This is a genomic window from Streptomyces zhihengii (assembly GCF_016919245.1).
In the GTDB taxonomy this organism is placed as follows: domain Bacteria; phylum Actinomycetota; class Actinomycetes; order Streptomycetales; family Streptomycetaceae; genus Streptomyces; species Streptomyces zhihengii.
The window spans coordinates 2208726-2233192 of record NZ_JAFEJA010000002.1 but is presented as its reverse complement, the minus strand read 5'-3'; the positions used below and the strand labels follow the sequence as shown (position 1 = coordinate 2233192).

The window sequence follows — 24467 nt, the reverse complement described above, 5'->3', positions numbered from 1 at the left end:
AGGCCTGCCCGCGATGCTCACCCGCGTGTGAGGGAGACGGTTCGGTGGAGGTGTCGATGTAGTCGCAGTGGGACCGGGCCGCCCGGTCACCCTGTCTGGAACTCCCCCGTGGTTGAGGAACACGTCGACCGGATCAAGAGCCTCAAGCGCCAGTGGTTCGGCCGGGCTGGCTTCGCTGCCCTGCGGAATCGGTTCTACTGGCCAACGGACGGTGGCGCCGCGGACCGGCCGGAGGAACGCTGTCGGCACACGGCCCTACCCTGCCCTCAGGGGACGGGGCCTACGGTTCCTGTCAGGAGGAGCGGTGTCGCAGCGCCGCGTCCCCGCAGCTCAGTTCATCGACCACAGGCTCGGCGACCTTTACGAGACTCTCCTCAGCGGGCCAGGATCCGAAGCCCTGCACCATCTGCTGGCCACCGTGCTCGCGGACATCTGCTGCCCGCCCTCGGGCCATCCGGTCTCCTGGCACACCGCCTACAACGCCTTCTCGCAGCCGGTCATGCCAGACAAGGCGCATTCGCTATTGGACCGCCACGGTGAACCGGCGCGCCTCCCCTACCACCTCATCGATCCCGCCCTGCACCGCGCGCGGACGGCGCGGCGGCTCGCCGTCCGGATCCGCGAGGCACGGCAAGTGCCGCTCGGCCCCCAGGGTTGGTTGACACACCCGGGCACCGGGAGCAGCCGGCAGCGGGCTTCGGAATTGCGGGCGTGTCTCGTGCTCTTGGCGCTCGTCATCGGCGGCGCCGGCGCAGGAAGACGGCTGCAAGGTCAGGCAGCGCGCATCATGGAGACAGTGTCCGTGTGACGTGCCCGCAGGAGCGCGTCGACGCACACGGTCACACAGAGACGGGCCCCATCGACTGGCAACGCTCCTATGCCGCCCCGCGGACTGCTGTCGGGCGCTCGCAGGCGAGGGCGGGATTTTGGCCGGTCGTGGAACCGGCGATTATGGTCCGCAGCGTCAATGTCGGCTTTGCCGCCGTGCTGAGGCAGGACTGGCAGCGCCTCGTCCCAGGCTTGGGGCGAGCGCTTGAAGCATCTCGGCGTACGCCCCCTGTCGGCAGCAGAGGCAGGCCCTCCGCCACGGTGCGGGGCAAGAGGTCGGGGAGCAGAGCGACCTCGGCATTCGAACCCGGCATCACAGCACTTACCCAGTACATCGAGCGGGAAGACCGCACTGTCGTTCCGCGGGGCTGGTGCGGAAACGTGGCCTCTGCTCACGAAACGCTACACTCGGCGGGAATCAATATCTGCGCCCGCGGTCGGAGACTTTAGCGGACCCCGCAGAAAGGATGCGCGTGATGGAAGGATTTCAGGCACGCAAACCGCTGCAGCATGCTACTGTCAGTCTCGGTTGCAGTTTTGGTACCCAAAAACTCCAAGCACTCCAGTCGACGTCCGCGTCACATGTAGAGTGCTTCACATTTCCGGGCAATTTTCCGGTGGGGCATCATCGCGGCGACACGGTGTCCGTACAGTGCGGATACTGGTGTACTGCCCCTAAGGAGATACGACATGGCATCTGGAACCGTGAAGTGGTTCAACGCGGCCAAGGGTTTCGGCTTTATCGAGCAGGACGGTGGCGGCGACGACGTCTTCGCCCACTTCTCGAACATCGCCGACCAGGGAACCCGCGAACTACTGGAAGGCCAGAAGGTCACCTTCCATGTCGCGCAGGGCCAGAAGGGCCCGACGGCCGAGAACATCGTTCCGGCTTGACGCTGACGCGCATTTCGTAGCTGGGGCCCGCATCCCTAGGGGTGCGGGCCCCAGCTACGCACATTTCCCGCGGTGGTGCCACCTGCGTTACGCAGCATTCAGGATTACCGTCTGCTCCACGCTTCACCCCGCGGTTCTTCTGGTTTCGCGTCCCTATGACGCAACCCCATCTCAGCGGATGCGACCGTACAGGGTATCTGCAATTCAAAGTCGCTTTCGCATTCCATTCGGCTCGTTCCTGTGACTCCCCGCGTCGCGTTTCCGCTGCGGGAATTCCTTGATACGTGCCGCGTCAAGGAAGGTTCTCAATGAACCGCACACGTACGAACGGCCGTTCCTCCCGCACCCGCAGCCGAACCGGCAGCCCCGCCTTCGGCGCTGACGGTTCGCAGCGGCGCAGCCGCTTCGGATCGTCGACCCCGAGCCGTTCCGCAGGCCCGTCCCGCTCCGGTGGCTACGGCCGCCGGCCCGCCGCAGTTCAGGGCGAGTTCGCCCTGCCGAAGACCATCACTCCCGCGCTGCCCGCCGTCGAGGTCTTCGCCGACCTGGCCATGCCGGCCGGGCTGTTGGCCGCCCTCGGCGCGCAGGGCTTGAGCGTGCCGTTCCCGATTCAGGGTGCCACCCTGCCCAACACCCTTGCGGGCCGTGACGTGCTCGGCCGCGGGCGTACCGGCTCCGGCAAGACCCTGGCCTTCGGCCTCGCCCTGCTGGCCCGCACCGCCGGGCAGCGCGCCGAGCCCCGCCAGCCGCTCGCTCTGGTCCTCGTGCCGACCCGCGAGCTGGCTCAGCAGGTCACCGATGCCCTCGCCCCCTACGCCCGGGCCGTGAAGCTGCGCTTGACCACGGTTGTGGGCGGCATGTCGATCGGCAAGCAGGCCGGAGCGCTGCGCGGAGGTGTAGAGGTCGTCGTAGCCACGCCTGGCCGGTTGAAGGACCTCATCGACCGCGGCGACTGCCGGCTGGACCAGGTCGCGATCACCGTCCTGGACGAGGCCGACCAGATGGCCGACATGGGCTTCATGCCGCAGGTCACCGCGCTGCTCGATCAGGTGCGCCCCGAGGGTCAGCGGATGCTGTTCTCCGCCACCCTCGACCGCAACGTCGACCTGCTGGTCCGCCGCTACCTGACCGATCCGGTCGTGCACTCGGTGGACCCCTCGGCGGGCGCGGTGACCACGATGGAGCACCATGTGCTGCACGTCCACGGCGCCGACAAGCACCGGACGACCACGCAGATCGCGGCGCGCGAGGGCCGGGTCATGATGTTCCTGGACACCAAGCACGCCGTCGACCGGCTGACTCAGGACCTGCTGAACAGCGGTGTCCGGGCGGCCGCCCTGCACGGCGGGAAGTCGCAGCCCCAGCGCACCCGGACCCTCACCCAGTTCAAGACCGGGCACGTCACCGTGCTGGTCGCCACCAACGTCGCCGCACGCGGCATCCACATCGACAGCCTCGACCTCGTCGTGAACGTGGACCCGCCGACCGACCCGAAGGACTATCTCCACCGCGGCGGCCGCACCGCCCGCGCCGGCGAGTCAGGCAGCGTCGTCACCCTGGTCACCCCCAACCAGCGCCGCGACATGACCCGCCTCCTGCGGGCCGCCGGCATCACCCCGCAGACCACCGAGGTCCGCTCGGGCGACAAGGCCCTGAACCGCATCACCGGCGCCCAGGCGCCCTCCGGCGTCCCCGTCGTCATCACCGCACCGGTCGTCGAACGCGCCAAGCGCCGTTCGGCCTCCCGTGGCAGGCGTCGGTCCTTGTCGCCGGCCCGGGGCGTGAACGTGCCGCAGCCCGCCTTCGATGCGGCGGCCTGAGAAGCACGTGACCAGAAGCTGGCCCATTCTGCAGGAGGTACGTTTTGACGCTGGTTCAGATGCAGCCCCGCTCGGCGAACGCCAACCCTGTGCACCAGACCGTGGACGAGGCGATGGAGGCGGACGGTCCACAGGTCTGTGACGACATGACGGTCGAGGTGGCCCTGGCTGTCATGGCCAGTGCCCGCGCGGGTCATCTGCTCGTCTGCGACGAGGACGGCGTGTGCACCGGGCTGGTCACCCATGCCGGGCTCGCCACCGTCCGCGACAGCGCGGCGTACACGGACCAGGTCCGTCTACGTGATCTCCTGGGGGACCGCAGGCCGCTCGCCTCGCCTTTGACCACGATGGCCGAAGCCGAGAACGCGCGTCGCCACCGCAGACTCGATGCCCTGCCGGTCGTCGACAAGCAGGGCGGCGCTCTGGGCGCCGTCCCCCTTGCACACTGAACCGTCTCACCGCGGAGCGACCGTCCCCCCTCTCTTCTTCCTGTGAGGCAACATGCGCTGTGTCATCGCCCGATTCCCGTTCGACCTCACCAGGAGCGGTGTCCTGGAGTCGATGAAGGGCGTCAGGCCCGAGCAAGTCGTCGGCGAGTCCGTGACCATCGGCCGCCGTACCTACCCCGCGAAACAGGTCGGTCAGGTCATCACGGGTCAGGACCGCCGCGACTTCAGCGCCGGCGAAGTCCTCCGGGCCATGACCCAGCTCGGGTTCACCTGCCGCAGCCTTCCCCGGTCCTCCACTCCCCCGCATGACGTCAGCCCTCTCCAGCAGGCTTCTGCGATGCCCGGCATCTGGTGACCGACTGACGGACCGGATTTGCGCAAGCCAACACCCGAACAGCGAGAAGGGGCTCGACTGGCACACGCCGGTCGGGCCCCTCCGCCTACCGAGGGTTTCTTACGCGACGCCGGGTCAGCGGTCGGAGTAGCTGAAGTCGCCCACGGTCCAGGCACTGACATCTGCGATCGAGACGCGGTACATCCCACCCGTCTCCGGGATACCCACTGTGCCCTGGAGGATGCGGGCCATATGGAAGTGCAGATGAACGGGCGGCCCCTCCTGGGGCGTCGTGCCGGTGAAGACGGCGGCGAACTCGCCCAGGCGGGCGGAATCCGTCAGGACCTCCGACACCCGCTGCCTCCACACGGCTTCGGGAGCCAGCCGGCCGGTGATGACAGCGCCACCAGTAACGACGGTCAGGGACATCTGATTGCTCTGCCCGGACTCCACCAAGGTGGCAACGTCAACGAGCAGCTCGTCAGGCTTCGACATGAGAGACGATTCTATGCACCAGTCGTCCCGTCCTTTCGACCGGTAGTGCTACCGGTCGAAAGGACGGGACGACGGTCTTCCAGCCGGAGGCCCGACGGGTGACCGCGGTCGCTAGGGCCAGACGGTCGGCCATGGGCCGGCCGAATCCACTGGTACCGCCACGCAGGTCAAGGGGTGCATATACGCGGCGCGCGGGGGGCTGGAGTCGTGAACGGCGATGACGGCCCGGTCGGCCTCCAAGGCCTGTGCTTCGAGCTCGGCACCGGCGCACTTGGCCCTGCGAAGGGCGCCCACTGTGAGGGCGACGGGTAGCGCGGCTCATTGACATCCTCTCCGCCCCAAAGGGGACTAAGATTCCCGCCTGGTTGCCGGATGCCCGGTTGGTGCTTCGGGTGGGTTCCTGTTTCTTCGCGCTGTGCCGGGATGAGTCCCGGTCTTACACGCGCCGCGTTGATGTCCCGTCCAGGTGCGCCCCACAGCCCCGCATGCCCACGTCCGGACGTGCAGGGGCTTGGGGCCGTCCTTGACGCCGCAGCGTGAGCAGACCTGCGAAGTCGGCTCGAAGCGTCCGATGCGGTGGAAGCTGCGCCCGTACAGGGCGGCCTTGTACTCCAGCATCGTGGTAAACGCCGACCATCCGGCGTCGTGCACGGACTTGGCCATGCGGGTGCGGGCGAGGCCCTTGACTGCCAGGTCTTTTACCGCGACCGCTGGTTTTCGCGGATCAGCCGGGTGGGGAGCTGGTCGTGGATCTCGCGCCGGGCATCGGCGGTCCGTGCGTGGGCGCGGGCGACCGCGATCCGGGCCCTGGCCCGGTTGTTGCTGCCTTTCGCCTTCCGGCTCAGGTTCCGCTGTGCCTTCTTCAGCTTCTTCTCGACCCTGCGCAAAAAGCGCGGGGACTCGATCTTCGTGCCGTCGGAGAGGATCGCGAAGTGGGTCAGACCCAGGTCGATGCCGACCGCTGCATCCGTGGCGGGCAGCGCCTCGGGCTCGGTCTCCTTACTCAGCGGAGTCCTTCAGGGCGGAACACTGGCCAAGCTCAGAGGTAGACGGTGAAGGAGATGGCGATGTAGTGCGCGGTGAAGGCCGCCACGGTCAGGGCGTGGAAGACCTCGTGGAAGCCGAACCAGCCGGGCGAGGGGTCGGGGCGCTGGAGGGCGTAGACAACCGCGCCCGCACTGTAGAGAAGCCCGCCGGTCACGATCAAGGTGAGTACGGGCGTCCCACCACTTTCGAGGAAGTCGGGCAGGTAGCGCACCGGTGCCCAGCCCAGGGCCAGGTAGCAGGGGATATACAGCCAGCGGGGAGCCCCGACCCACAGGACGCGGAAGGCGATGCCGGCCAGAGCGCCCGTCCACACAATCCACAGCAGGGCGGACCGCTGGTCGGGGGCGAGAAGAAGCACGGCAAGCGGAGTGCAGGTGCCGGCGATGATCAGAAAGATGTTGGCGTGGTCGAGGCGACGCAGAACGGCCTCACCGAGTGGTCCCCACGTGCCGAGGTGGTAGACGGCGCTCGTCCCGAACAGCATCCAGGCGGTGACGGAGTACACGGTGCAGGCTAGGGTGGCTTGCGGTGTCCCCGCCAGGCAGATGAGGACGATGCCCGCGGCCAGCGATGCAGGGACCATTCCTGCGTGAAGCCAGCCTCGTAGCCTCGGCTTGATCGGCTCCACCAGATCGGCCGCTCGCTCGACCAGGTCGGCAACCGGGCGGGAGCCCCTGTCGGCCTTGTCATGGTGCGATCCGGAGGGAGGATCACTTGCCTCCCGACCTCCGACCGCCGGTGCGGAGGACACACCGCCGGTTTCGACGTCGTCGCGGGACACTGCTTCCCTTCCTGCCTTGGACTGTTGGGGTCACTGCCGACCACGTGCCCATGGTAGAAGCCTGCCCGCAGGAGCATTGCCCGAGGTCTGCCCCGGACCACCGGCACCTCCTCGGACTGCCGGCCGTGCTCCCCGCTCCCACCGAGGGCGGAGAACGCTTCCGGTCGGACCCGCGGAGGACCTCAGGCTCCCTCTACCGGCTACCCGCCACCATCAAGACTTCGTGCTGAGTTCGCTGGCTGAAGAAGGCACCCGTCTGGCCGGTCAGATCCTCTCGGCCGTCGACAATCGCCCCCGTCCCGGCGCGTCCGCCCCACAGCCGGCCCAGGGGTCCACCGCCCTCGGCGACCGCCCACCGAAGGAGGTCAGAGCCGTCTCGTGGTGAACAAGGTGGTCCCGCGTACCGCGTCCGCTTCCTTCCGGTCGGTTTCGGTGAACCCGACCTTGGCCAGCACTCGGCGAGAAGCAGTGTTCCAGTCCCAGACGGTGGCCCACAGACGTTCGTACCCAGACGATCGCGCCCAATCCAGAACCGCCAACGAGGCCTCGGTCGCGTATCCCTGACGCCAGACTCGACGTAGCAGCTCGAATGCCAGTTCCGGTTCCCCTGCCGATCCTCGCCCGCTGTCGACCAGCCCGCAATAGCCGATGACATCACGAGACGCCTTCCGTTCGACCGCCAGCAGCCCGGTCGACCACACCATGTCGGTGCGGATCGAATCCTCCAGCTCCGCGACCGTGGGGTGTCCGTCCGCATCAATGCGGCGGTGCGGCGGCACTCGTGGATCACGTTCGGTCCACAGTTCACGCTGAACGTTAGCCTCGTCTACCCGCCAAGCTCTGAGCAGCAGCCGACTCGTCTCGAGTAGAACCTCGCTGCCCGGCGTGCCAACAGTCATGAGAGCAACCATCTCACGGGCAAACGAGCGGTCGTGCCACGGGACATGGCGCCGATCCCGGACGCTCGGCATGCGGGACAACCGAGATCCGTCCCCGAGCGCCACCTTGAACCTGTGCACGTTCGGCTGTACCCGGTGGGATACGTCGACCAGTTGCGCCGACACCCCGCTTCGCAGACACGGCAGTACCGTCGTCTCGCCTCGACAGCTTCGAGCTCGTTGATCACTCGGGAAGCGCACCTACCGGGATGGCTGGTCGGGGGGTGCTTGAGGGCGAACGGCCGACGCATAGGCTCCAAGCGAGCCGGGGCGTGCCCAGATGAGCGTGGCCGGGCAGGACTGGGAGTCGGTGCGATGGGCGGTGAGAATGACTTCCTTCAGGTCGCGGCGCAACGGCTCGTAGATGAGTTGTTGGTCGCCGGGTGTCAGGGTGCCGGTGCTGAGTGGTGCCGTGGCGATGCGGTCCGGCTTGGCGGTGACGGTCCATCGCACGGCCGCGTCGCATGGCGCGTCGAATCGGAGCGTCCCGTCGAGTTCGAGGGTGTCGCCGCGGGTGGTGAGGTGGAACGCGGCCGTCTTCGCAGCGTCGGGTGGCAGGTTCCACCACCACGAGTGAAGTTCGCAGGTTCTGATGGTGCTGTTGGGGACGGGCGGTTTCCAGCATCTGTGGTCGCTGTGGGGAGCGTCGCCGCTAGCGAACTTCATCCCCTTGCCCAGTTCCGGCAGCATGGCTGTCATTGCCAGCATGATGACGGCGCCGGTCGCCACTGCGATGCGGGTCAGTTTGGACTTGTGCTCGGCCAGGCGCCTGGTCTGTTCGGTGTAGCGGGCTCTGAGCCGGACGCCCTTGTCTCCCTGGCGTGCGAACTCTGCCGCGTCGTAGAGCGTGCGCAGCCGGTTCACGGCTCTCTCGCCCAGGGGCCTCTCCTGGCACTCCTCGACCGCTGCGATCAGAGGGAGCACAAAGGTGTCCCAGTCAGGGTGGCGCTCTCCCTTCCAGTAGCGGGAGATGTTGCTCGCGTCGTGCCCTGTCCGGTCGGCCAGCCTGTTCCCCGAGATGCCCGCTTTGTCCCGCAGGGCTGCAAGCTCGGCCGCCAGTTCGCTGACCTCAGGTAAGTCCTCTGTGCTCATCTTCCCCCCTGCCATTCTCACTGTTCTCGGCTCATTGCCGACGTTGCACCAACTGTCAATCGGATTGCGCTTGCGGCAACGCCCCTCGGGGGCCGCAACGTTGGTGCACCAGCGGCAGAGGTCGCCAGCGACGAAGGAGCAGACCCATGTCCGGATCACCGCGCCGCAGCACAGCCGACCGCTTCCGTCTCCTACAGGCAGCCGTCGGCGGCACCTGCGCCGGCATTGCCCGCGCGTTCACAGCATGGTTGCTCGGTCCGGCCGGGCCCTTCTGAGGAAGCAAAACCGACGGCACACCCCGCGCCCTGTGGGATGCAGCGGCCGCATCATGCCTCCAGGATGAGCCCGCAGCAGTCCCGGGGCCGGCGCCGCCTCGCCGCCCCGGGTGCCGCTCAGTCGTAAGAGGACAGCCCGATTCCGCAGGGGGCGAAAGAAGAAAGAGTGACCAGTGCACCGGGTACAGTTCGCAGCATTTGCGACAGATGACGCAGGACCCACCTCGTCCGCCCTGGGGGTGTGGCCATGGCCAGGTCCGGTTGACAGCTGGCGCAGGAGATACCCGTCCGCACGCCCTCTCACCAGGGGCAATCAGCCGGCACATCCCTGAGCGGCACGGAGGTGCTGGGCCGCCCGGGACTGCGGGAACGGATACGGCGTCAGGAGGAAGCTTCCGGACCGGCCGTGCCGGCCGCTCGGCGGTACTCGGCGTTGATGCGCTGCGCCTCTTCGAGCTGGTCCTCGAGGATGATGATGCGGCAGGCGGCCTCGATGGGGGTGCCCTGGTCGACGAGTTCCCGCGCGCGGGCTGCGATGCGCAGTTGGTAGCGCGAGTAGCGGCGGTGTCCGCCCGCGGAGCGGAGCGGGGTAATGAGGCGAGCCTCGCCGATCGCGCGGAGGAAGCCCTGGGTGGTGCCGAGCATTTCGGCAGCGCGGCCCATGGTGTAGGCGGGGTAGTCGTCGTCGTCCAGACGGCCGCCGAGCGGGCCCATCGGATGGTCTGCTGTCATCGAACCTCTTTCGTCAACGCGTGGAGGGGCCCTGGCGCCTATAGCGCCAGGGCCCCGGAGGAACAGTTACACCATCTGCCGGCCCTGATACTGCGCCGGCCCTCTGTTGCCGCCTACCCGGCTGAGCTGCGCCGGGGAGTACGGGGATCGCGGTGCTTGACCGAAGACCACCTCACTATCGATGTCCTGCGGTACCCGGACTCGCGTGGCGTCCGGGCGATCCTGATGGCGTCCCAACTCCTCCGTTCTTCCCTCTGGTGATCAACTTACTTACCTGCAGGGAACTGCTGTACTGCTGATACTGCGACCTGCGGGCACTGCTCGTGGCCTGACCAAGCGCCACGCTCCGGCAGCCAGCCCCGTTGCCCATCCTGCAACCACTCTGGCTTAGAACCCCACTGCCGGACTTCCCGGTGCGCGCGTCCGCAGCCGACGCCTTCACCGAGGGTGCTGCTCACTGACTTCACTGCTGGGTACTTCTGCAACTGCATCAACTGCTGGTGGCGGCCCCTGTGACTGCGGGCCACCCGGTCCGGTGATCAGCCCCGTCGCCGTCCCGCAACCACTCTGGCTTCGACACTCCACCACCGCACCGTCCTGCTGAGCGGCGCACCACCTGCACGCGCACCGCGGGTACTGCTGCCCGGCAGTTCGTCTCTGCCGAGCCCTTCGCTCTCTCTGGCTACGAGAGAAACCATAACCACGCAACCACTCAATGTCTACTCCGGCCACGACAGATTTTGGGATCGTGTCGTGGAAGACAATCGGATGTCCGCATACGCAAGGCGGGCCCTGCAAGCTTCCGGCCACGCGACCGCCTCCGAACGCGGCCTCGTTCCCCTCTCTACCGCGGGCCCGGGTCAGCCGTCGACGAGGGTCCCGGAGTGTGGGCCGTGCCAGTCGAGGCACAGGACAGTGGCGTCGTCCCGGGGCGGACGGCTGTCGTAAGCGTCGGCGACCGCTCCGACCAGAGCGCGTACGACCTCGCGCGGGTGCTCGGTAGCGCTCTTGCGCAGCAGGTGCGGCAGGTCGACGGCTTCGGCCTCGCGCTCCTGCATGCCGTCCGTATAAAGCAGGAGCCGGTCCCCGGGCCGCAGGTCGAGGTTCTGGACCAGGTAGCTCCCGTGCCGGGGATGGTCGACACCGAACGGCAAGTTCACGGCCAAGCGCACCTCGGTGACCGCGCCGTCACGCAGCAGCAGCGGCCGTGGGTGGCCTGCGTTGACAAGCTGGGCGCTGGTGCCGTCCAGAGCGATGCGCAGGAGCTGGCCGGTGGCGAAGGTGCGGTTGCCGTGGTGGACGACGGCTTGGTGGGTTTGGCGTGCCTGTTCGGCGAGGTCTTCGCCGGCTCGGCGGGCGCCCCGGGAGGCGTTGACGAGGAGGGTGGCCATGAGAGAAGCGTTCGTGTCGTGGCCCATGGCGTCGGTGATGGACAGATGCAGGGTGTGGGTGTCGAGGCTGTAGTCGTAAGTGTCGCCGGCGATGGTGGCGGCCGGGACCAGGGCGCCCGCAAGGGTGAACTGGGGGGCTTCGCAAGAGGCAGCGGCGGGCAGGAGCTGGCGCTGGATCTCGGCTGCCAGACTGACCGCGGTGGTGCGGTTGCCCCAGTGGTAGAGGTCGGTGAACCGGCGGTCGGTCACGATGATGTACGCCAGCGCGTGCGCGGCCTCCTCCACCTGGGCCAGGACTTCCGGGGTGACATCGCCGGTGAGGAAGAGTTCCAGAACTCCGATGGCGTCGCCGCGGTTCGTCACCGGGGCGAGGACCCGCCGGCCATTTCCGCCACCCGCTGTCATGACCAGGCGCTGGTCGCGCAGGACCTCGTCGTAGGCACCGCTGTCGGACAGAGAGATCGGCTCGGCGCGGTCCTCCGCGGGCGCACCTGCGGTGTCGTGGACCCGCAGCAGCCGCCGACCGACGATATCGACGAACAGGAATGACACATACAGGGCACCGAACCGGTCCCGCAGGTTACGCGCCACCACGTCAAGGGAGTCCCCCGGAGCGGCGGCCTCCGCCAGCACCTGGGCCAGCCCGATCCGATCACTCGCCATATGAGCCTCCAAACGGAATTGTGGGCTCTTCTTCCCGCCCGGCCGACCCCAACACACCCACGAGAACCTCAGTGCCTGGTCCGCCTCTTCACTCCGAGGAGGGGATATCACTTCCTCACGACGCCGCCGAAGCTGTCGGGACGATTGACCTGAGTAACGCGGACACCAAGGCGCGTCAGCGCCTTGCGGACCGGTCGCACCGCGGCACCGGCGCTGGGAACCCTCATTCCATATCGGTGGATCAGGATGTTGCAGACGGACGAGCGCCCGGCCCGGCGGCCCTGGTTCCGTGAGGCCTGAAGGGTTCGCACGGAGGCCGCGGCAGACGCGTGCCTCGGTTCCGAAGGCCAATTGACACTAGGGTGCGTGGCAGTCGGCTCTGCCAGGTGCGCCCTCATGGCTTTCGGGCGGCGGCGTCCTCAAAGTGCCGGGCCCGAAAGGGCTCGGTCCGTCCACGCTTGGGCCAGGCGCTGCCGTGCCTCGTCTGCGCAGCGACGGCAACGGGTCAAAGTGATGCGCTTCCACCGGACGCCGACGATCGGGTGTTGTGATCAACTGTCACCTCGGGCTGTTGATGAGCTCTTCGGGTGACGTGGACGTTACTGAGTGTCGCAAACAGGCATGAAGCGTTGGTGGCTATGTGGAGCCACGTGAACTATGGGAACGCAACACGCTGCTGGCCGAGGCATTCTGCAGCACGGATGACCGAGTGCGTGAGGCACAGGCGGTGATGGACGAGGCACTGGTCAGCCGGACGAGAGTCCTGGCTGCGTTTGCCGTAACGGTCGGCAGTGACGCTGCTGTCGCGGACCTGATGGGGTTGAACGAGCGCGAGGTACGGGTCGCGCGCCGCACGGTCGGCAAGGAGGACGCCCGTGTCATCGCTGACCAGTTGCTCAGCCAGCCTACCGAGACGACCGCGCATCCGGCTCCGCCCGTGAGCCATCCTGCCGAAGCGTCCTCTCAGCCGCCTGTGCCCGTCACGGATCCCGAGTGGGAACTTCACGCGGAAGCGGTGCGCGCCCCCGTGCCCCATCCGCGTGCGGACGCAGAGTCGCCCCTCCCCTCGCCTCTGGTGGACAGTGGTGTTTCGGCTGCCACGGTGACCTGGACGGCCGGGATGGACTCTGTACTGCAGTGGAGCTGGCAATCCGGCCTTGACGTCCAAACCGTTGCGGAAGAGCTCGGCCTGAGTTCGAAGGACCTACTCATGCGAGCGCAGGTGCTTGCCGCCGAAGGACTATTGACGCCGAAGGCCCCGACATACGACACGAGCCAGTCCGGCCGCCACCGCCGACACAACCCCATGCAGTACAGCCCGGTCCCCGACAGCCCGGAGACCCTGTACTACTCCCCGAGCCCCTACGTCTGAGGCTCAGGATCGTCCATGTGGCTGCCTCCGGTCCCTCTCTGTCACGGTAGCCAGGTCTCCGGCTGTGGGTGGCCCTTTCTTCGTGGGAAAGATGCTGGCCGAGCGGGAAGGGGCGGTTCGATGGCCTGCCTCGTCGCATCTCATCTGTGTCCCGTACAGGTTCTGGTTCTTGGCCTCACCGCAGCGTACGCAAGCAGGTGATAGCCGTCGGGCTACCGGATGAAGGCGAGAGCCAGGCGCCTCCTTACTGCGGCCGCTTGAGGTCGCGCGAAGCACGCAGTCGATCACCCGGCTGCCAGCCCGCCAGCGCGCCATCGTCGCCCGCCCGGACACGCAGACTGTCGACCCATGGTGCCTGCTCCACGAAGCCCGCCCGCGCCAAAGCCCCAGCAGAGAGCGGATCAGGCACCACGCCAGCGTCGTAGCTATACGACCGTGATCCCAGCGGCGAGCACACCGGGGAGCAGCCCGTGACAGGACGGCGCCAGTGGCTGGGCCCGGAGCAGCTCACTGTGTGACCGCGCTGCCGTCGGCGGGTCCGCCCGCCGACGGCAGCGCGGTCGGCAGGCGGGAAGTGCGGGGCGAGCGCATCGTCGGCGCGCGCGGGTATGCAGTGCTCAGCACCCCCCGCGGGCCCGACGGGCCGCGGGCAGCATCCGCTGAAGCCCACGCGCGCTTCTCGCCAGACGGGACAGATGCGACACTGGCCTGCGTTATGAACGAAGATCTTGCTGTCGAACATCTCGCTGAGGCAACTGCCGTGGCCGCGTGCGAGGCGATCGAGCTGCTGGAGATCATGTGGGACGGCGGCGGGGAATCGCTGGCCCCCACCGCGGTTTCGGTCTCCCAGCTGCGCGTCCTGTACGCCCTCGAACGCGACACGGCAATCAGCCAGCGAGCACTGGGAGGAGTACTGGGTTCGGCTCCGTCGGCTGTGAGCCGCCTGTGCGAACGGCTGGAAGCACTGGGCCTGATCCGCCGGCAGCGCGCCCACACCAACCGGCGCCGCATGGAGCTGCACCTTACCGATCGCGGCCAAGCGTGCTTGGACGAGCTGCGCGACCGCCGTCGAAACGCTCTGCTCGACGCTGTCGAGGCGATGCCTGCTTCGGCACACGCAGCACTCCTCGAAGGCCTCACCGCTCTGCGGCACGCCGTCGGGGCCCGCGGCAAAGCCCGGAGGTGATGAGCTCGGTCAATCGTGGTCGTCGGTCACACCGGTGCGCGGTTTCGACCGCGGGACCAGTGCCGACCGGCGCCGGGCCGCGACGCCCGCTCACGACGGCCAGACCATCATCAGCATCACGACTGGCTTCCTTGTCGAGGTTCTGACCGGGCCACAAGGCTCGCCTGTCACGATCACCCGCGTCTGATGGTACGGGACCCAGGTAGTTGTCGAAGGCGGGCAGGGCCCCGCCGCTGCACAGCGAAGCCGGGTTGGCCCTGACTATTCCGCCGGGTTCGCCGAGCCCACGAGGCAGCGCACCGCGCCTACATGGCGAGCCTGAGAGTCCGGCCAGCCTGTCTTACTGAAGGACGAGAGACGCAGCGCGGGAACGCTGCGCATTCGTCACAGGTAGGCAGCAGGGTGTGACGCTTACCGATCGCGCGAGTCGCAGCCTTCGTCCGGCGCTCCGTGATCGGGCGACTCAGGTCAGGGGCGTCGGTCCGCGGGGCGGGGGAACGGCGCGCAGGAGTTCCCAAAGCGGGCGTGAGCTGGCTGCCCAGAGGGCGAGGGTGTGGCGGTCGACGACATGGAGGTGCTGCTGCTGGGCGAAGGCGACGGCTGGTGCCGTGACGCGTCCGTCGCCGCCCCTCCGCTGCCACCTCACCGGTCCCGCCCTGCGCCGCGCGGGCGTCGCAGCGGATCGCCGTCCGGATCCGGCGCGAGGCACGGAACCTGCCGCTCGGCGCTCAGCCTCTTGGCGCCCCGGGTCGGCGATGCGGTCCCGGACGCGCTGGAGGGACAGCTGGAGCCACAGCTCCAGGACGCGGAGCCGGTCGGCGTCCGGAGGCAGATGCCGCACGGCCCGGTCCTTCGTCATCCGGCGTGCCGGTAGGTGGCGGCAGGTTCGGCGGTGCGGGGCCCGAACCGCTGGTTGAGCCGGTCGACGGCCTTCTCCGCGGTCAGCCGGTGCGCGCGCTCCGGCTCGAAGGAGAGCTGCTCCGCGACGGTGGCAGCGTCGACGAGGTCGTCGCAGCGCAGTGTCAGGCCGCGTACCCGGGCGCGCTGGAGGCCGAGGGAGGCGAGCAGGTCGTAGGCGAGGTCGCGCAGGTCGTCGGTGTGTGCCGAGGCGCCGAGCGACAGGCGGCGGCTGCGCTCGATCTGGCTGCCGCCCGCGAAACCCACGGTGAGGGTGAGCGCGCGGGCTGCCTGCCGGCGGCCGCGCAGCCGCTCCCCCAGTTCGACCGCGAGTGACAGCGCCACGGAGCGCAGCAGTTCGGGGGCGAGGGTGTCGGCCGGCAGGCGGCGCTGTGTGCTGGTGCTGCGGGGCAGGTCGGTGGCGACGACGGTGCGGTGGTCGAGGCCGCGGGCCCGCTCGCGCAGTAGGCGGCCGGCGCGGCCGCCGATCAGCTGCTGCACGGTGGCTTCGGGTAGGTGGGCGAGCAGGCCGATGGTGTGGACGCCGTAGGAGGTCAGGGTGCGTTCCTGCGCCGGGCCGATCCCGTCCAGCGCGCGGACGGGCTGCGGGTGCAGCCAGGCGGTCACGTTCTGCGGTTCGACGGCGAGCACGCCCCCGTCCTCGGCGGCGTCGGTGGCGGCCGCGCGGGAGGCCATGGCCGCGACGGACCACGACGGGCCGACGCCTATGAGCAGCGGGATGCCGCTGTGGGCGAGGACCCGGGTGCGCAGCATCCGCGCGAGGTCTGCGGGGCCGCGCCGGTGGTAGCGCAGGCTGCCGGTGACGTCGGCGATCAGCGCGGCGGGCGGCAGGACCTGAACCTGCGGGGTTACGTCCTGGGCCCTCTCGACCACTTGCCGGTACGCGGCGGGGTCGATACGGCGGGGGCACCTGACGTGCAGCAGCACCGGGCTGCGGTGGAGCTCCGTCACGGTGATCCGCCTCCCGCCGCGTGTTCGCGGGCCTGGGCGCGCAGCTCGCCGAGACTCGCGCCCGCGCTGGCCTCGCTCGACCAGTACGGGTGGGCCAGGAGCTGGGCCGACAGGCGGATGACCCGCCGGCGCAGTGCCGTGCTGCCACCCGGGCCGGCGGGCCGGACGAGGCGTGCGTATGCCCGGTCCAGATCCTGCTGGGTCTCGATCAGCTCGTGCGGGTACCGGGTCTGCGTCATACCCCGAGTAAAACACTTGTTCGATTTAATGGGCCAATCCGGGAGCCGGCCCCGGGGACGCACCCGCGAGGGCCAGACCTGCCTCAGCGCGTCGGCGCTGCTCCTCGTCGGCGGGCCGCGGCCGGGACTACCGGCACGCCGCAATGACGATCACCGCGTCCGGCGGAAGGGGCGAGGGGGCCCCGGCAGTTGTCGAAGCCGGGCGGGGCCCCGCCGCAGTACGGCGGAGCCCGCCAGGCTTGGCCGTACATCGGTCCAACGAGGCCGGGCGCGGCAGGGACACGGCAGTTGTTGGCTGCTGTGTCTGCCCTGCTATCGCCGGGTGTATTGCCACAGCACGTCATCACGATCCTGGAAGTGGAATCCGCACCGCTGCAGGATCTTGTCTGCCGCCGGTTGGGGGAAGAGCCGGAACCGAAGGCGCTGGTGTGCGAGAACTACTCCCTGGTCCTCGATGAAGTAGTCCTTGGTGTGCTGGCCCTGCGCGTCCACCGCCACGTGCTGGGTGTAGTGCAGTCCTCCGGGCAGGGACCGGCCTGCGCGGCGGTGGGGGCCCTGGACGGAGAGAAGAAGAGTCCCGCCGGGTCGGACGGCGGCGGCAAGGTTGGCGAGCGCCGTCTCGTTGTCCTCCTCCTCCATGAGGTGGCTGCTCAGCCAGGACTGTTCACCGTCCTCGACGATGTACCAGACGCCACCGATCGAGTACGCGGCATCGAACGCCGAAGGCAGGGACATGTCCAGAATGTCCTTACGGCGAAGCGTCACCCGGTCGCCCAGTCTGCCGCGGGCCTGGGCCAGCATGCTGTCGGTGTGGTCGATGCCGGTGAGGCGCAGGTCCCGCGGTCCCAGGGCCAGCAGCCGGTCGGCGACCAGTCCGGTGCCTACCCCCAGCTCCAGTACGTCCCTGCGGGTGCCAATGCGGGCCAGCAGGGCTTGCGCGTAGGCGTCGTAGTCGTAGTACCCCGAGGTCATGACGAGGTCGTAGTAGCGCGACAGGTCAGCGTAGGAGTCCGGCATCCGCCGGACGGTAGCGACGGGGCCCGCAGGGCATCAAGGACGCGTTTTGAGCCGCTGCCATGCGTGGCGGGCGGGACAGTGGCGGAGCCTGCTCGTGCTCTGCTGGTCGAAGTTGCCGGGGAGCGGCCGGAACGCTGGCGGTGAAGTTGTAGCGGCTCAGAAGGTCAGCTTGCGGTCCCTGAGCGGGGACACCCGCGTGCAGCGAATCAGCCAGACAACCCATTGCGCCCCACGGGCCGGGCGCCGCCGCGCCGACCGCCACCATCGCGGTGGCCCTTCGTTCGGCAGCATCACCATCTCGATCACCGTGTGCCACGGCCAGCGCTCCACCGAGATCTGACCGCGGGCCGCCGGGTTGGTGGGGTGGGTGCGTCGTGCCAGTGCCTGGGGGTGCGGGCCCCAGACGCGGTCGGCGGTCGGCGGTCGGCGGTCGGCGGTCGGCGACGATCGTGGGCCAGGCGCCGGCGACGAGATCGAAGAGGAGGCTGACGACGAGCCGGGCTCGTCGGGGGAAGGCGGGTCTGAGCGTGGGCGAGCGAGGTACAGGAGGCGGTGGACGCAGAAGGCATGAGCGGGCGCCTTCCCTCTACGCGGGAAGGCGCCCGCCGGTTCTGGTTTTGTGCCCGTGGTAGCCGGTCCTTCGTGGCCTGGCGGGCGCTGTGGTGGTGTGGTCCTGGTTCAGTCCTGGTGGCGGCTGGCGGGCCGCAGGTACAGGGCCTTGCCGGACCGGTCGTCCAGCCAGATGCGGCCGGTCTCGCTGTGGGGGCGCAGGGCAGGGTGGGTGTAGCGGCGGGGGTCGCGGCTGTCGGGGTTGACGGTGACCGAAACCCATTCGATGCACCAGGGCGGTTCGCTACCCGAGGTCTCCATGCGCAGGTAGACGGGGAAGTGGGCCAGGTCGTCGGTGTCCAGTTGGGGCTTGCGCGGGTCGTTGTACTCCGCGTTGTCGGCGTTGGTGCCTTCGCCGAAGTAGTAGGTGTCGTCCGCTGCGCGGCCGGTGTCGCTGCGGCCCTGGAGGTCGAGCAGGAACTCCCTGCCGCCTACGCCGAGGTAGATCCAGCTGTCGCTGCCGGCTCCGCCGACGTCCGCGGTCTCGACGTGAGCCCGGATCTGAGTGATCGGTGCCATGTCATGCTCCTTCTGTTCTGTCGCCGCGGTGGCTGACCCGGTTTCAGACCGTCAGAAAAAGTGGGGCGGCGCGGCACGCTGGCGTCCCCGCAGACGGTCAGGGAGGGCAGCGCATGCCCACCAGGCCCCGCAGGGGCGGCGTGTGGCGGGCGACTGCGGCAAAGGGTGGGGGTGATCGTGCCGCGCATCACTGACATGCCCACCGCTCATCCGCCCGAAAGGCCGAGGCCGTGAAACCCGCTCAACCCGGTGAAACGGGAGCTTGACTGAGGCAGCGAATGCTCCGCGGTGGCGCCCGGGGGCAGCCGCTTTCAACACCGCCGCACCCCCGGGTATGGGGCGGCAGCGGACCATGCAGCGCCAGGGCGCACGCCGCCGTGCCAGTGAAAGCGGCCCGGCCGCTTGCACTCCTTCCTTGAGGCTCGATGAGCCATGCGCGGCGCCTGTGCTTCCGCTCCCCGCGCACACCCGGTAGAAGGAAACCTTCCGCCTCAATGCCGCGGGTGAGCACCATCGGGTGGTTTGAGCCCTGATACCTGGAGACGGCCGCCGCTCCTCCCGATAGCAGAAGGTCCACCCCTCACCCACGAACCGGGAATCACGCGTCCCGGCCCGTCTGCTGCCCCGTCAGCAGATCGAGTACAACACCCTCCAGGCGCAAGACGTCGGAGCATCATCGCGAAGCGAGCCGACGGGGCGTACCGGGGCTGCTCGCGCGACCCGTGCCGGATCCGGCACGAGGAGACCGGGAAGTTGATCGTCGTCGCCTCCATGGGGTCCGGTCCCGGCCGCTGGCGCTCGCCGTGCGGCGCCCGGAAGGCGCCGTCGCTCTCCCAGCGCCTCGCCGTCCTGCTAGCGGCCGCACCGCAGACCGGCAGGCCCCGACGCCGAGGTCCTTCACCTTGCGGGCAGCGTCCAGCACCGTCTCGTCGGCGCCGACCCACTGAGTCCCGCCCGTCATGATCGATACCGCGGGCTGGCGTCGGCGCTCCGCTTCGGCAGTCCTTCGCGCCGGTTTGAGACAACAGCACTGCCCCGAGGTGGGGATTTCGTGGGCTCCGGTTGGCGTGTGACGGCCGTCCCCGGAGCCCACGACGCAGCCCCCTCGCGCACCTCACACCAGACGGCACAGGCTGCGATCCCACTGTCTCCCCTGGGCCGCCAACAGGGGCGCAGGGCAAGACCCGTGTCGCCTCCCGCGCCAGGGTTTCACCCATGGGGCGCAAGGAACCTCGCTACAGGGGCAGGCGTCCGGTGACGGCGCCGCCCGGGTCGTCGGGCAGGGCGAGGCGGGCGGTGATGCTCTTGCCGACGGGCTGGCGCTGCGCTTCGAAGGCCTGCGCGACGCTCATGACGATCTCCATGCCGTGCTGGCCGACTCGGGCGGGGTCGGCCGCGCGGGCGATCGGCAGAACGGGGTCGCTGTCCCAGACCGTGATCTCGACCAGGTCGCCGACGATCCGCAGCTCCAGCAGGATCGGACCGGGCGCGTATTTGCAGGAGTTGGTGACCAGTTCGCTCACCAGCAGCTGGGTGAGGTCCATCGCCCGGTCGGAGACCGGCAGTCCGTGCACGGCCTGGACACGGGTCAGGAAGTCCGCGGCCATCCGGCGCGCGGTGGAAATACACGGTCCCTCACCGTCCAGAGCGACGCTGAACGCCGGCTCACTCGACCCCACCTCGCTGCCTTCGGCGGGCACTGCGGGTTCTGTGTCGCCCATGGTGGTCCCCTCCCCCGGTCCTGTCCCCCGCCTACCCGCCCCACGCCTGCACAGACGTGGATGGATACCTGCGCACAGACGTTCTGCGCCGCCCCCAGCGCTGCGAAGAATCTACGGAACGCCTACCCGGCGGCGCATATCCCCGCCGGTGCCGGTTTCGCTCGGCACTCTAATCGTTTCGTTTTCTGGCTATCCAGTACATCGCGCAGCAGCTTTGCAGTTGCGGGGTTCTGCCAGGCCGAGAGGGGTGCGACGCCGCGCGAGCCGTTCGGGGCGGGCGTAGGCAGCTCGTTCGCGGGGCCTCGTCCTGGCACTGAGCGCGCCCGGTGTGTCAATCTGGGCGGACAAGAGACTGAGCCGGTGCCGCCAAGGCCCGGCTCCTTTGGGTTTCGGGCGTTGCCCCCACCCCGGGCATCCGCAACCCGCCATAGCCGCCAGCCACGCTGATCGTGGCTCGTCTGTGGGCTCACAACCCCCTGGAGAGGGGGCCGCCCACCATGAACATCACCACCGAGATCCACGGCGCCGCCGCCACCCTCACGCCCCGCGGCGACATCGACTTCCAGCACCTCGACCTGCTGCGCGCCACCCTGCAGCAGCTCCCGCCCACCGTGACGAACGTGGCATGGGACCTGCGCGACACCCCCTTCGCCGACGTCGCCGCCCTCCACCTGCTCAGCACCCCGGGCGACCCGCAGCGCGCAACCAGCCTCGCCAACCTCCAGCCCCAGCACCGCAGGCTCCTCACCATCGCCTGCGAACTCTTCCCCGACGCAGACTTCGACCGCTACCTCAACTGCCCCGGTGCGCCCCAGGCCGTGTGAGGGTGAGGGGCTGCAGGCGGGCCGGCGCGAGGCCCGGGTGACGGGTCCCGAGGTAACCTCGCCGCCACGCGAGAGCGCTCCGGGGCGGTGGCGTTGTGCGGCATGCGGGTGACGGACCGCACCCCCCAGGGTGCCTTGGTCTTTGCAGAGGGTGGCACTGCTTTCGCCCTCGAACGGCACTGCCCGGGCCCCGTCCTGCTGCCGCTTGGCCGGGGCACGTACTCCGCCTCCCGCCAGACTTGAATTCTCCCTGCGCTGCCCACGGTTCAGCAGGAATGCTGAGGCGGTCGAGCGGACACAGACGTAACGTCCGCAGCAGCCGGAGATCGTCACCACAGGAGGGCGGCATGCAGTCGCTGGCGTTTCACAGCCAGGACCACGAGGAGACCATCCACTTCCCCCCACCCGACGGGCCGTCTCCAGTGGTCGGCGGCACGCCTGAAAAGGGCCGACCGGGGGCGGACGTAAGCCGGATGGCAGACGGTGAGCTCGTGGTCGACGCGCGGTCCTTCACGGCGGACGTTACCTACCAGGCCCCCGCCCAGGACCGGGTCCTGCTGGCCACCGTCCACCGCGGCACCATGATCGACACCACCGGCGGGCACCACGACGTCCACGAGCCAGGCGACACCTTCCTCCTCGCCCCGCCCGGCGTCCCCGCGACCGGACAAGCACACAACGCCCGCTGCACCATCACCCTGTTCGATGCCTCCCTGCTCACCGAAGTAACAGCCCACAGCCCGTCCTCAGGCCGAGGGCCCATCCGCTTCACCGGCCGGCGACCCCTCGACGCCGGCGCCAACCGGCGCCTGGGCACCACCATCGCGTTCCTGCGCGACCACGTCCTCGCCGACCCCGAGGCCACCGACGGCCCGGTCGGCAAAACCGCCGCCCGCCACCTCGCCGCCGTCACCCTCGCCACCCTCCCCAACACCACCCGGAACACCCCCACCACAGCGGCCGTCAACGCCGCTCCGGCCACCGAGACCCTGCGCCGCGCCATGACGTTCATCGAGGACAACGCGCACCGCGACATCGGCCTCGCCGACATCGCCACCGCCAGCCACGTCACCCCCCGCGCTGTGCAGTACGCCTTCAGCCGCCACGCCGACCTCACCCCCCTCGGCTACCTCCGCCGCGTCCGGCTCCACCACGCCCACACCGCGCTACGTGCGTCGTTCCCTGGCACCACTACCGTCAAGGCCATCGCCGCCCGGTGGGGCTTCACCCACCAAGGCCGCTTCGCCGCCGCCCACCGCGCCGTCTATCGGCGAATCCCCCTCCACCACCCTGCACACCCCACCCTGACTGCCCCCACCATGGCACCCGGCATAACAGCCACCGCGCTCACACAAAAGCCTCCCGGGGGCGGTGGACGCCAAACCCGGGAGGCAACGCCACCACTCCCCCAGGAATGGTGGACGCCCCAACATCGCACACCCGCCACTCCCGTCTACCAGCGGCACGCCGCACCAGGCACAGGAATATCCCGCGCGGCCCCTCCCGTAGGAGTGGCACGGCGACCCGGCTGGGAAGGCAGCAAGAACGCGCTTCAGGTGGGCAGCCCTCGTCCCCGCTCCCCAGCGGCACCGCGCGCGGGTGGTGTCGGCGCGGGCGGCGGGGGCGGGCCCCGCTGAGCGCACAAGACGGGACCCGCGATACGACCGAGGGCGCCAGCACCACCGCCGGCGCGCCCGGCCAGGGCCAAGCGCACCTGCCATTCCCCACACTCACGGGGACACCGAAAGGGTGCGGTTCCGCACGCAAGCAGCGCCACAGCCGCTGACGCCCTCGTCCCGTATGCGCCGCATGCCCTACACGCGGCGCACACTCCCTGATTAACTACCTAATGAGACGTAACACCAGCCGATGGTGGCCAGGGGCGGAGCTCACCCGCTCTGCGCCACGCTTCAGGCATCCACCGGCCAGCAGGCCACCCCTCTCCCCTGCTGCGCCGCAAGAGTGAACACGGCCCGGCACTCCTACGGGCGTCCCTCACCTGGTGCGCTCGCGTGGCAGGCTGAGCCCGTCACATCAGACGTCTCCCCGGATGACGTGACACCCCGGGGCTCCCAGACCCCCCCGTGCGGAGGCCCCGGGCATCCGGCTGTGCGAGCAGACCATGCGGAGGGCGCAGGGACGATGGCCCTGGCAGGATTTCCACTCCCGCAGGAACCCGTCCTCGACGCCTACACCGAACACGGCGTCCAGGTCCTCATCTTGTACGGCGACGCCGACCACGCCCACCGCGCCGCCCTCGAAGCGGCGTTCACCGCCGTGGGGGCCACCGGACGGCGCCTGGTCGTCGACGTTACCCAGCTCACCTACGCCGACGAAACCCTCCACGGGCTACTGCTCACCGCCCGCACCCGCGCCCGGCTCGTCCTCGCCGGCACCCTGCCACCCGTCCTGCGCCAGCGGATCGCCGTGGCCGGCACCCAGCGCTTCCTGCCTACCGCCCCCGACACCGCCACTGCCATCGCCCTCCTCCGCAGCACTAGCTGACCCGTCGGCAGTACCCGCACGGCTGGACCCAGTCCCCGGCCGGGTGACGCGCAACCAGCCCCCGGGGCGCGCCTTCACCAGAAAGCCCGCGCTGGTCAGAACTGCGGTCAGCGCGATACCGAAAGCCCGTTGCAGACCCTCCAGCTCCTCCGAGACCAGGTGGGCCTCGGCCTTCAGATCACGCGAAGGACGCAGCAGATCGTCCGGCTCCCAGCCCACCAGCACCCCGTCACCTTCCGGCAGCAGTCGCAGCCCGTCCGCCCCCGGTGCCGACTCCTCGAAACCCGCCCGCTCAAGCGCCCGGGCCACGGCAGCGATCAGATCAGCTCCCACACCAGCACCCTAGACACACGACCACGCTCCCCCGTGGCGGCATGCCGCTTGCCCTTGCGGGCCTCCGCGTCAGATGCCACAGGAAAGTGCCGGGCCAAGGCATCCGCCCTTTCTGGGCGACCAGCTATCGGGATGCTCTGAAAGCTGGTCGGCCGCACCCTGGAGCTATGGCGACACCTATAGTCGTGCACCGGCTGTCCCGGACGGGCGGCCGCAGAGTCACGCTCTCTCGCGCGGGCTGGAATGAAATCCTGGGACTCGCACGCAACGATCACGACGTGATCGCCCTCATCGGGCGCGCTGGGATCCTGTATCCGGAGACCATTCTCGACAACCCACGATGGGTGGAGTGGCGTGGCGGCCGCGCCCACCAATGGGACGCCGCGTAGGCGCTCCCGTCGCCGGCCTGCGAGCTGAGCTGGTCTGACAGACCCGTCCAGGCCGTGGGCTCGACGCCGCGGTGACAACGTCCAAGGTCGGCGCCGCCTCAAGCCGGGTAAGACCCTTGAGCCGCATCCGCGCCTTACGGGTGTC

22 protein-coding genes and 2 pseudogenes are annotated in these 24467 nt (G+C 69.2%); 11 read left to right on the top strand and 13 right to left on the bottom strand.

Annotated elements, in window-relative coordinates:
- The first annotated feature begins 304 nt into the window (after positions 1 to 304).
- The 5 genes from JE024_RS37220 (at position 305) to JE024_RS37200 (ending at position 4346) form a co-directional block, all read left to right on the top strand.
- The gene (locus tag JE024_RS37220) at positions 305 to 808 is read left to right on the top strand and encodes a hypothetical protein (RefSeq protein WP_205378242.1); all 504 of its coding nucleotides are present in this window, start codon (positions 305 to 307) and stop codon (positions 806 to 808) included.
- A gap of 710 nt (positions 809 to 1518) precedes the next feature.
- A complete protein-coding gene (locus JE024_RS37215; RefSeq protein WP_205378241.1) occupies positions 1519 to 1722 on the top strand; it encodes a cold-shock protein in 204 nt (67 codons plus the stop codon).
- A gap of 308 nt (positions 1723 to 2030) precedes the next feature.
- A complete protein-coding gene (locus JE024_RS37210; RefSeq protein WP_205378240.1) occupies positions 2031 to 3542 on the top strand; it encodes a DEAD/DEAH box helicase in 1512 nt (503 codons plus the stop codon).
- Positions 3543 to 3586: 44 nt separating this feature from the next.
- Entirely contained in the window at positions 3587 to 3991 is a 405-nt protein-coding gene (locus tag JE024_RS37205) for a CBS domain-containing protein (RefSeq protein WP_205378239.1), read from the top strand.
- 52 nt (positions 3992 to 4043) lie between these two features.
- Entirely contained in the window at positions 4044 to 4346 is a 303-nt protein-coding gene (locus JE024_RS37200) for an SCO5918 family protein (RefSeq protein WP_205378238.1), read from the top strand.
- A gap of 114 nt (positions 4347 to 4460) precedes the next feature.
- Here JE024_RS37200 and JE024_RS37195 read toward each other — a convergent pair whose 3' ends face one another.
- The 7 genes and pseudogenes from JE024_RS37195 to JE024_RS37165 form a co-directional block, all read right to left on the bottom strand.
- Positions 4461 to 4820, bottom strand: a complete 360-nt coding sequence (locus JE024_RS37195; protein ID WP_205378237.1) for a hypothetical protein — start codon at positions 4818 to 4820, stop codon at positions 4461 to 4463.
- A 392-nt stretch (positions 4821 to 5212) separates the two neighbouring features.
- A pseudogene (locus tag JE024_RS37190) lies at positions 5213 to 5818 on the bottom strand (RNA-guided endonuclease InsQ/TnpB family protein); the annotation flags it as partial.
- A gap of 41 nt (positions 5819 to 5859) precedes the next feature.
- Entirely contained in the window at positions 5860 to 6648 is a 789-nt protein-coding gene (gene trhA, locus JE024_RS37185) for a PAQR family membrane homeostasis protein TrhA (RefSeq protein WP_205378236.1), read from the bottom strand.
- A 365-nt stretch (positions 6649 to 7013) separates the two neighbouring features.
- Positions 7014 to 7547 (bottom strand): GNAT family N-acetyltransferase, encoded by a 534-nt coding sequence (locus JE024_RS37180; RefSeq protein WP_244883515.1) that lies wholly within the window; start codon positions 7545 to 7547, stop codon positions 7014 to 7016.
- Positions 7548 to 7787: 240 nt separating this feature from the next.
- Positions 7788 to 8678 carry a helix-turn-helix domain-containing protein gene (locus JE024_RS37175; RefSeq protein ID WP_205378234.1) on the bottom strand — a complete coding sequence of 297 codons (891 nt, stop codon included), beginning with the start codon at positions 8676 to 8678 and terminating at the stop codon, positions 7788 to 7790.
- A 656-nt stretch (positions 8679 to 9334) separates the two neighbouring features.
- Positions 9335 to 9685: a MerR family transcriptional regulator gene (locus JE024_RS37170; protein WP_205378233.1), complete on the bottom strand. Its 351-nt coding sequence runs from the start codon at positions 9683 to 9685 to the stop codon at positions 9335 to 9337.
- Positions 9686 to 10545: 860 nt separating this feature from the next.
- Complete coding sequence (locus tag JE024_RS37165; RefSeq protein ID WP_205378232.1) at positions 10546 to 11739, bottom strand: PP2C family protein-serine/threonine phosphatase; 1194 nt, start codon at positions 11737 to 11739, stop codon at positions 10546 to 10548.
- A 709-nt stretch (positions 11740 to 12448) separates the two neighbouring features.
- On the opposite strand from JE024_RS37165, the gene JE024_RS37160 reads away from it, so the two are divergent.
- Entirely contained in the window at positions 12449 to 13111 is a 663-nt protein-coding gene (locus JE024_RS37160; RefSeq protein WP_244883514.1) for a hypothetical protein, read from the top strand.
- Positions 13112 to 13826: 715 nt separating this feature from the next.
- Entirely contained in the window at positions 13827 to 14297 is a 471-nt protein-coding gene (locus JE024_RS37155) for a MarR family winged helix-turn-helix transcriptional regulator (RefSeq protein WP_205378231.1), read from the top strand.
- 463 nt (positions 14298 to 14760) lie between these two features.
- Here the strand turns inward: JE024_RS37155 and JE024_RS37150 are convergent.
- The 6 genes and pseudogenes from JE024_RS37150 to JE024_RS37125 all read right to left on the bottom strand — a co-directional run.
- Positions 14761 to 14919, bottom strand: a pseudogene (locus JE024_RS37150) (restriction endonuclease); the annotation flags it as partial.
- A 233-nt stretch (positions 14920 to 15152) separates the two neighbouring features.
- Positions 15153 to 16166: a DNA polymerase Y family protein gene (locus JE024_RS37145; RefSeq protein ID WP_205378230.1), complete on the bottom strand. Its 1014-nt coding sequence runs from the start codon at positions 16164 to 16166 to the stop codon at positions 15153 to 15155.
- Positions 16163 to 16405 carry a DUF8825 domain-containing protein gene (locus JE024_RS37140; protein ID WP_205378229.1) on the bottom strand — a complete coding sequence of 81 codons (243 nt, stop codon included), beginning with the start codon at positions 16403 to 16405 and terminating at the stop codon, positions 16163 to 16165. The genes JE024_RS37145 and JE024_RS37140 overlap by 4 nt, the downstream gene beginning before the upstream one ends.
- A gap of 312 nt (positions 16406 to 16717) precedes the next feature.
- The gene (locus JE024_RS37135; protein ID WP_205378228.1) at positions 16718 to 17422 is read right to left on the bottom strand and encodes a class I SAM-dependent methyltransferase; all 705 of its coding nucleotides are present in this window, start codon (positions 17420 to 17422) and stop codon (positions 16718 to 16720) included.
- A 678-nt stretch (positions 17423 to 18100) separates the two neighbouring features.
- On the bottom strand, positions 18101 to 18550 hold the full coding sequence (locus JE024_RS37130) for a hypothetical protein (RefSeq protein WP_205378227.1): 450 nt from the start codon (positions 18548 to 18550) through the stop codon (positions 18101 to 18103).
- A 1235-nt stretch (positions 18551 to 19785) separates the two neighbouring features.
- Positions 19786 to 20157, bottom strand: a complete 372-nt coding sequence (locus JE024_RS37125) for an ATP-binding protein (RefSeq protein ID WP_244883652.1) — start codon at positions 20155 to 20157, stop codon at positions 19786 to 19788.
- Between the two features lie 611 nt (positions 20158 to 20768).
- Here JE024_RS37125 and JE024_RS37120 point away from each other — a divergent pair.
- The 4 genes from JE024_RS37120 to JE024_RS41545 all read left to right on the top strand — a co-directional run bounded on the left by JE024_RS37120 (position 20769) and on the right by JE024_RS41545 (position 24322).
- Positions 20769 to 21095, top strand: coding sequence for an STAS domain-containing protein (locus JE024_RS37120; protein ID WP_205378226.1), 327 nt, complete (start codon positions 20769 to 20771; stop codon positions 21093 to 21095).
- Between the two features lie 473 nt (positions 21096 to 21568).
- A complete protein-coding gene (locus tag JE024_RS37115) occupies positions 21569 to 22732 on the top strand; it encodes a helix-turn-helix transcriptional regulator (protein WP_205378225.1) in 1164 nt (387 codons plus the stop codon).
- A 505-nt stretch (positions 22733 to 23237) separates the two neighbouring features.
- A complete protein-coding gene (locus JE024_RS37110; RefSeq protein WP_205378224.1) occupies positions 23238 to 23600 on the top strand; it encodes an STAS domain-containing protein in 363 nt (120 codons plus the stop codon).
- A 500-nt stretch (positions 23601 to 24100) separates the two neighbouring features.
- The gene (locus tag JE024_RS41545; protein ID WP_244883513.1) at positions 24101 to 24322 is read left to right on the top strand and encodes a hypothetical protein; all 222 of its coding nucleotides are present in this window, start codon (positions 24101 to 24103) and stop codon (positions 24320 to 24322) included.
- Positions 24323 to 24467: the final 145 nt, after the last annotated feature.

Excerpts from the sequence above, each read along its gene's own strand:
- JE024_RS37155 (WP_205378231.1), top strand. The coding sequence starts at position 13,827 with ATGAACGAAGATCTTGCTGTCGAACATCTCGCTGAGGCAACTGCCGTG.
- JE024_RS37130 (WP_205378227.1), bottom strand. The coding sequence starts at position 18,550 with ATGGCACCGATCACTCAGATCCGGGCTCACGTCGAGACCGCGGACGTC.
- JE024_RS37110 (WP_205378224.1), top strand. The coding sequence starts at position 23,238 with ATGGCCCTGGCAGGATTTCCACTCCCGCAGGAACCCGTCCTCGACGCC.
- JE024_RS37140 (WP_205378229.1), bottom strand. The coding sequence starts at position 16,405 with ATGACGCAGACCCGGTACCCGCACGAGCTGATCGAGACCCAGCAGGAT.
- JE024_RS37180 (WP_244883515.1), bottom strand. The coding sequence starts at position 7,547 with ATGACTGTTGGCACGCCGGGCAGCGAGGTTCTACTCGAGACGAGTCGG.
- JE024_RS37120 (WP_205378226.1), top strand. The coding sequence starts at position 20,769 with ATGAACATCACCACCGAGATCCACGGCGCCGCCGCCACCCTCACGCCC.
- JE024_RS37210 (WP_205378240.1), top strand. The coding sequence starts at position 2,031 with ATGAACCGCACACGTACGAACGGCCGTTCCTCCCGCACCCGCAGCCGA.
- JE024_RS37115 (WP_205378225.1), top strand. The coding sequence starts at position 21,569 with ATGGCAGACGGTGAGCTCGTGGTCGACGCGCGGTCCTTCACGGCGGAC.
- JE024_RS37200 (WP_205378238.1), top strand. The coding sequence starts at position 4,044 with ATGCGCTGTGTCATCGCCCGATTCCCGTTCGACCTCACCAGGAGCGGT.
- JE024_RS37135 (WP_205378228.1), bottom strand. The coding sequence starts at position 17,422 with ATGCCGGACTCCTACGCTGACCTGTCGCGCTACTACGACCTCGTCATG.
- JE024_RS37170 (WP_205378233.1), bottom strand. The coding sequence starts at position 9,685 with ATGACAGCAGACCATCCGATGGGCCCGCTCGGCGGCCGTCTGGACGAC.
- JE024_RS37215 (WP_205378241.1), top strand. The coding sequence starts at position 1,519 with ATGGCATCTGGAACCGTGAAGTGGTTCAACGCGGCCAAGGGTTTCGGC.
- JE024_RS41545 (WP_244883513.1), top strand. The coding sequence starts at position 24,101 with ATGGCGACACCTATAGTCGTGCACCGGCTGTCCCGGACGGGCGGCCGC.
- JE024_RS37195 (WP_205378237.1), bottom strand. The coding sequence starts at position 4,820 with ATGTCGAAGCCTGACGAGCTGCTCGTTGACGTTGCCACCTTGGTGGAG.
- JE024_RS37165 (WP_205378232.1), bottom strand. The coding sequence starts at position 11,739 with ATGGCGAGTGATCGGATCGGGCTGGCCCAGGTGCTGGCGGAGGCCGCC.
- JE024_RS37125 (WP_244883652.1), bottom strand. The coding sequence starts at position 20,157 with ATGGCCGCGGACTTCCTGACCCGTGTCCAGGCCGTGCACGGACTGCCG.
- JE024_RS37175 (WP_205378234.1), bottom strand. The coding sequence starts at position 8,678 with ATGAGCACAGAGGACTTACCTGAGGTCAGCGAACTGGCGGCCGAGCTT.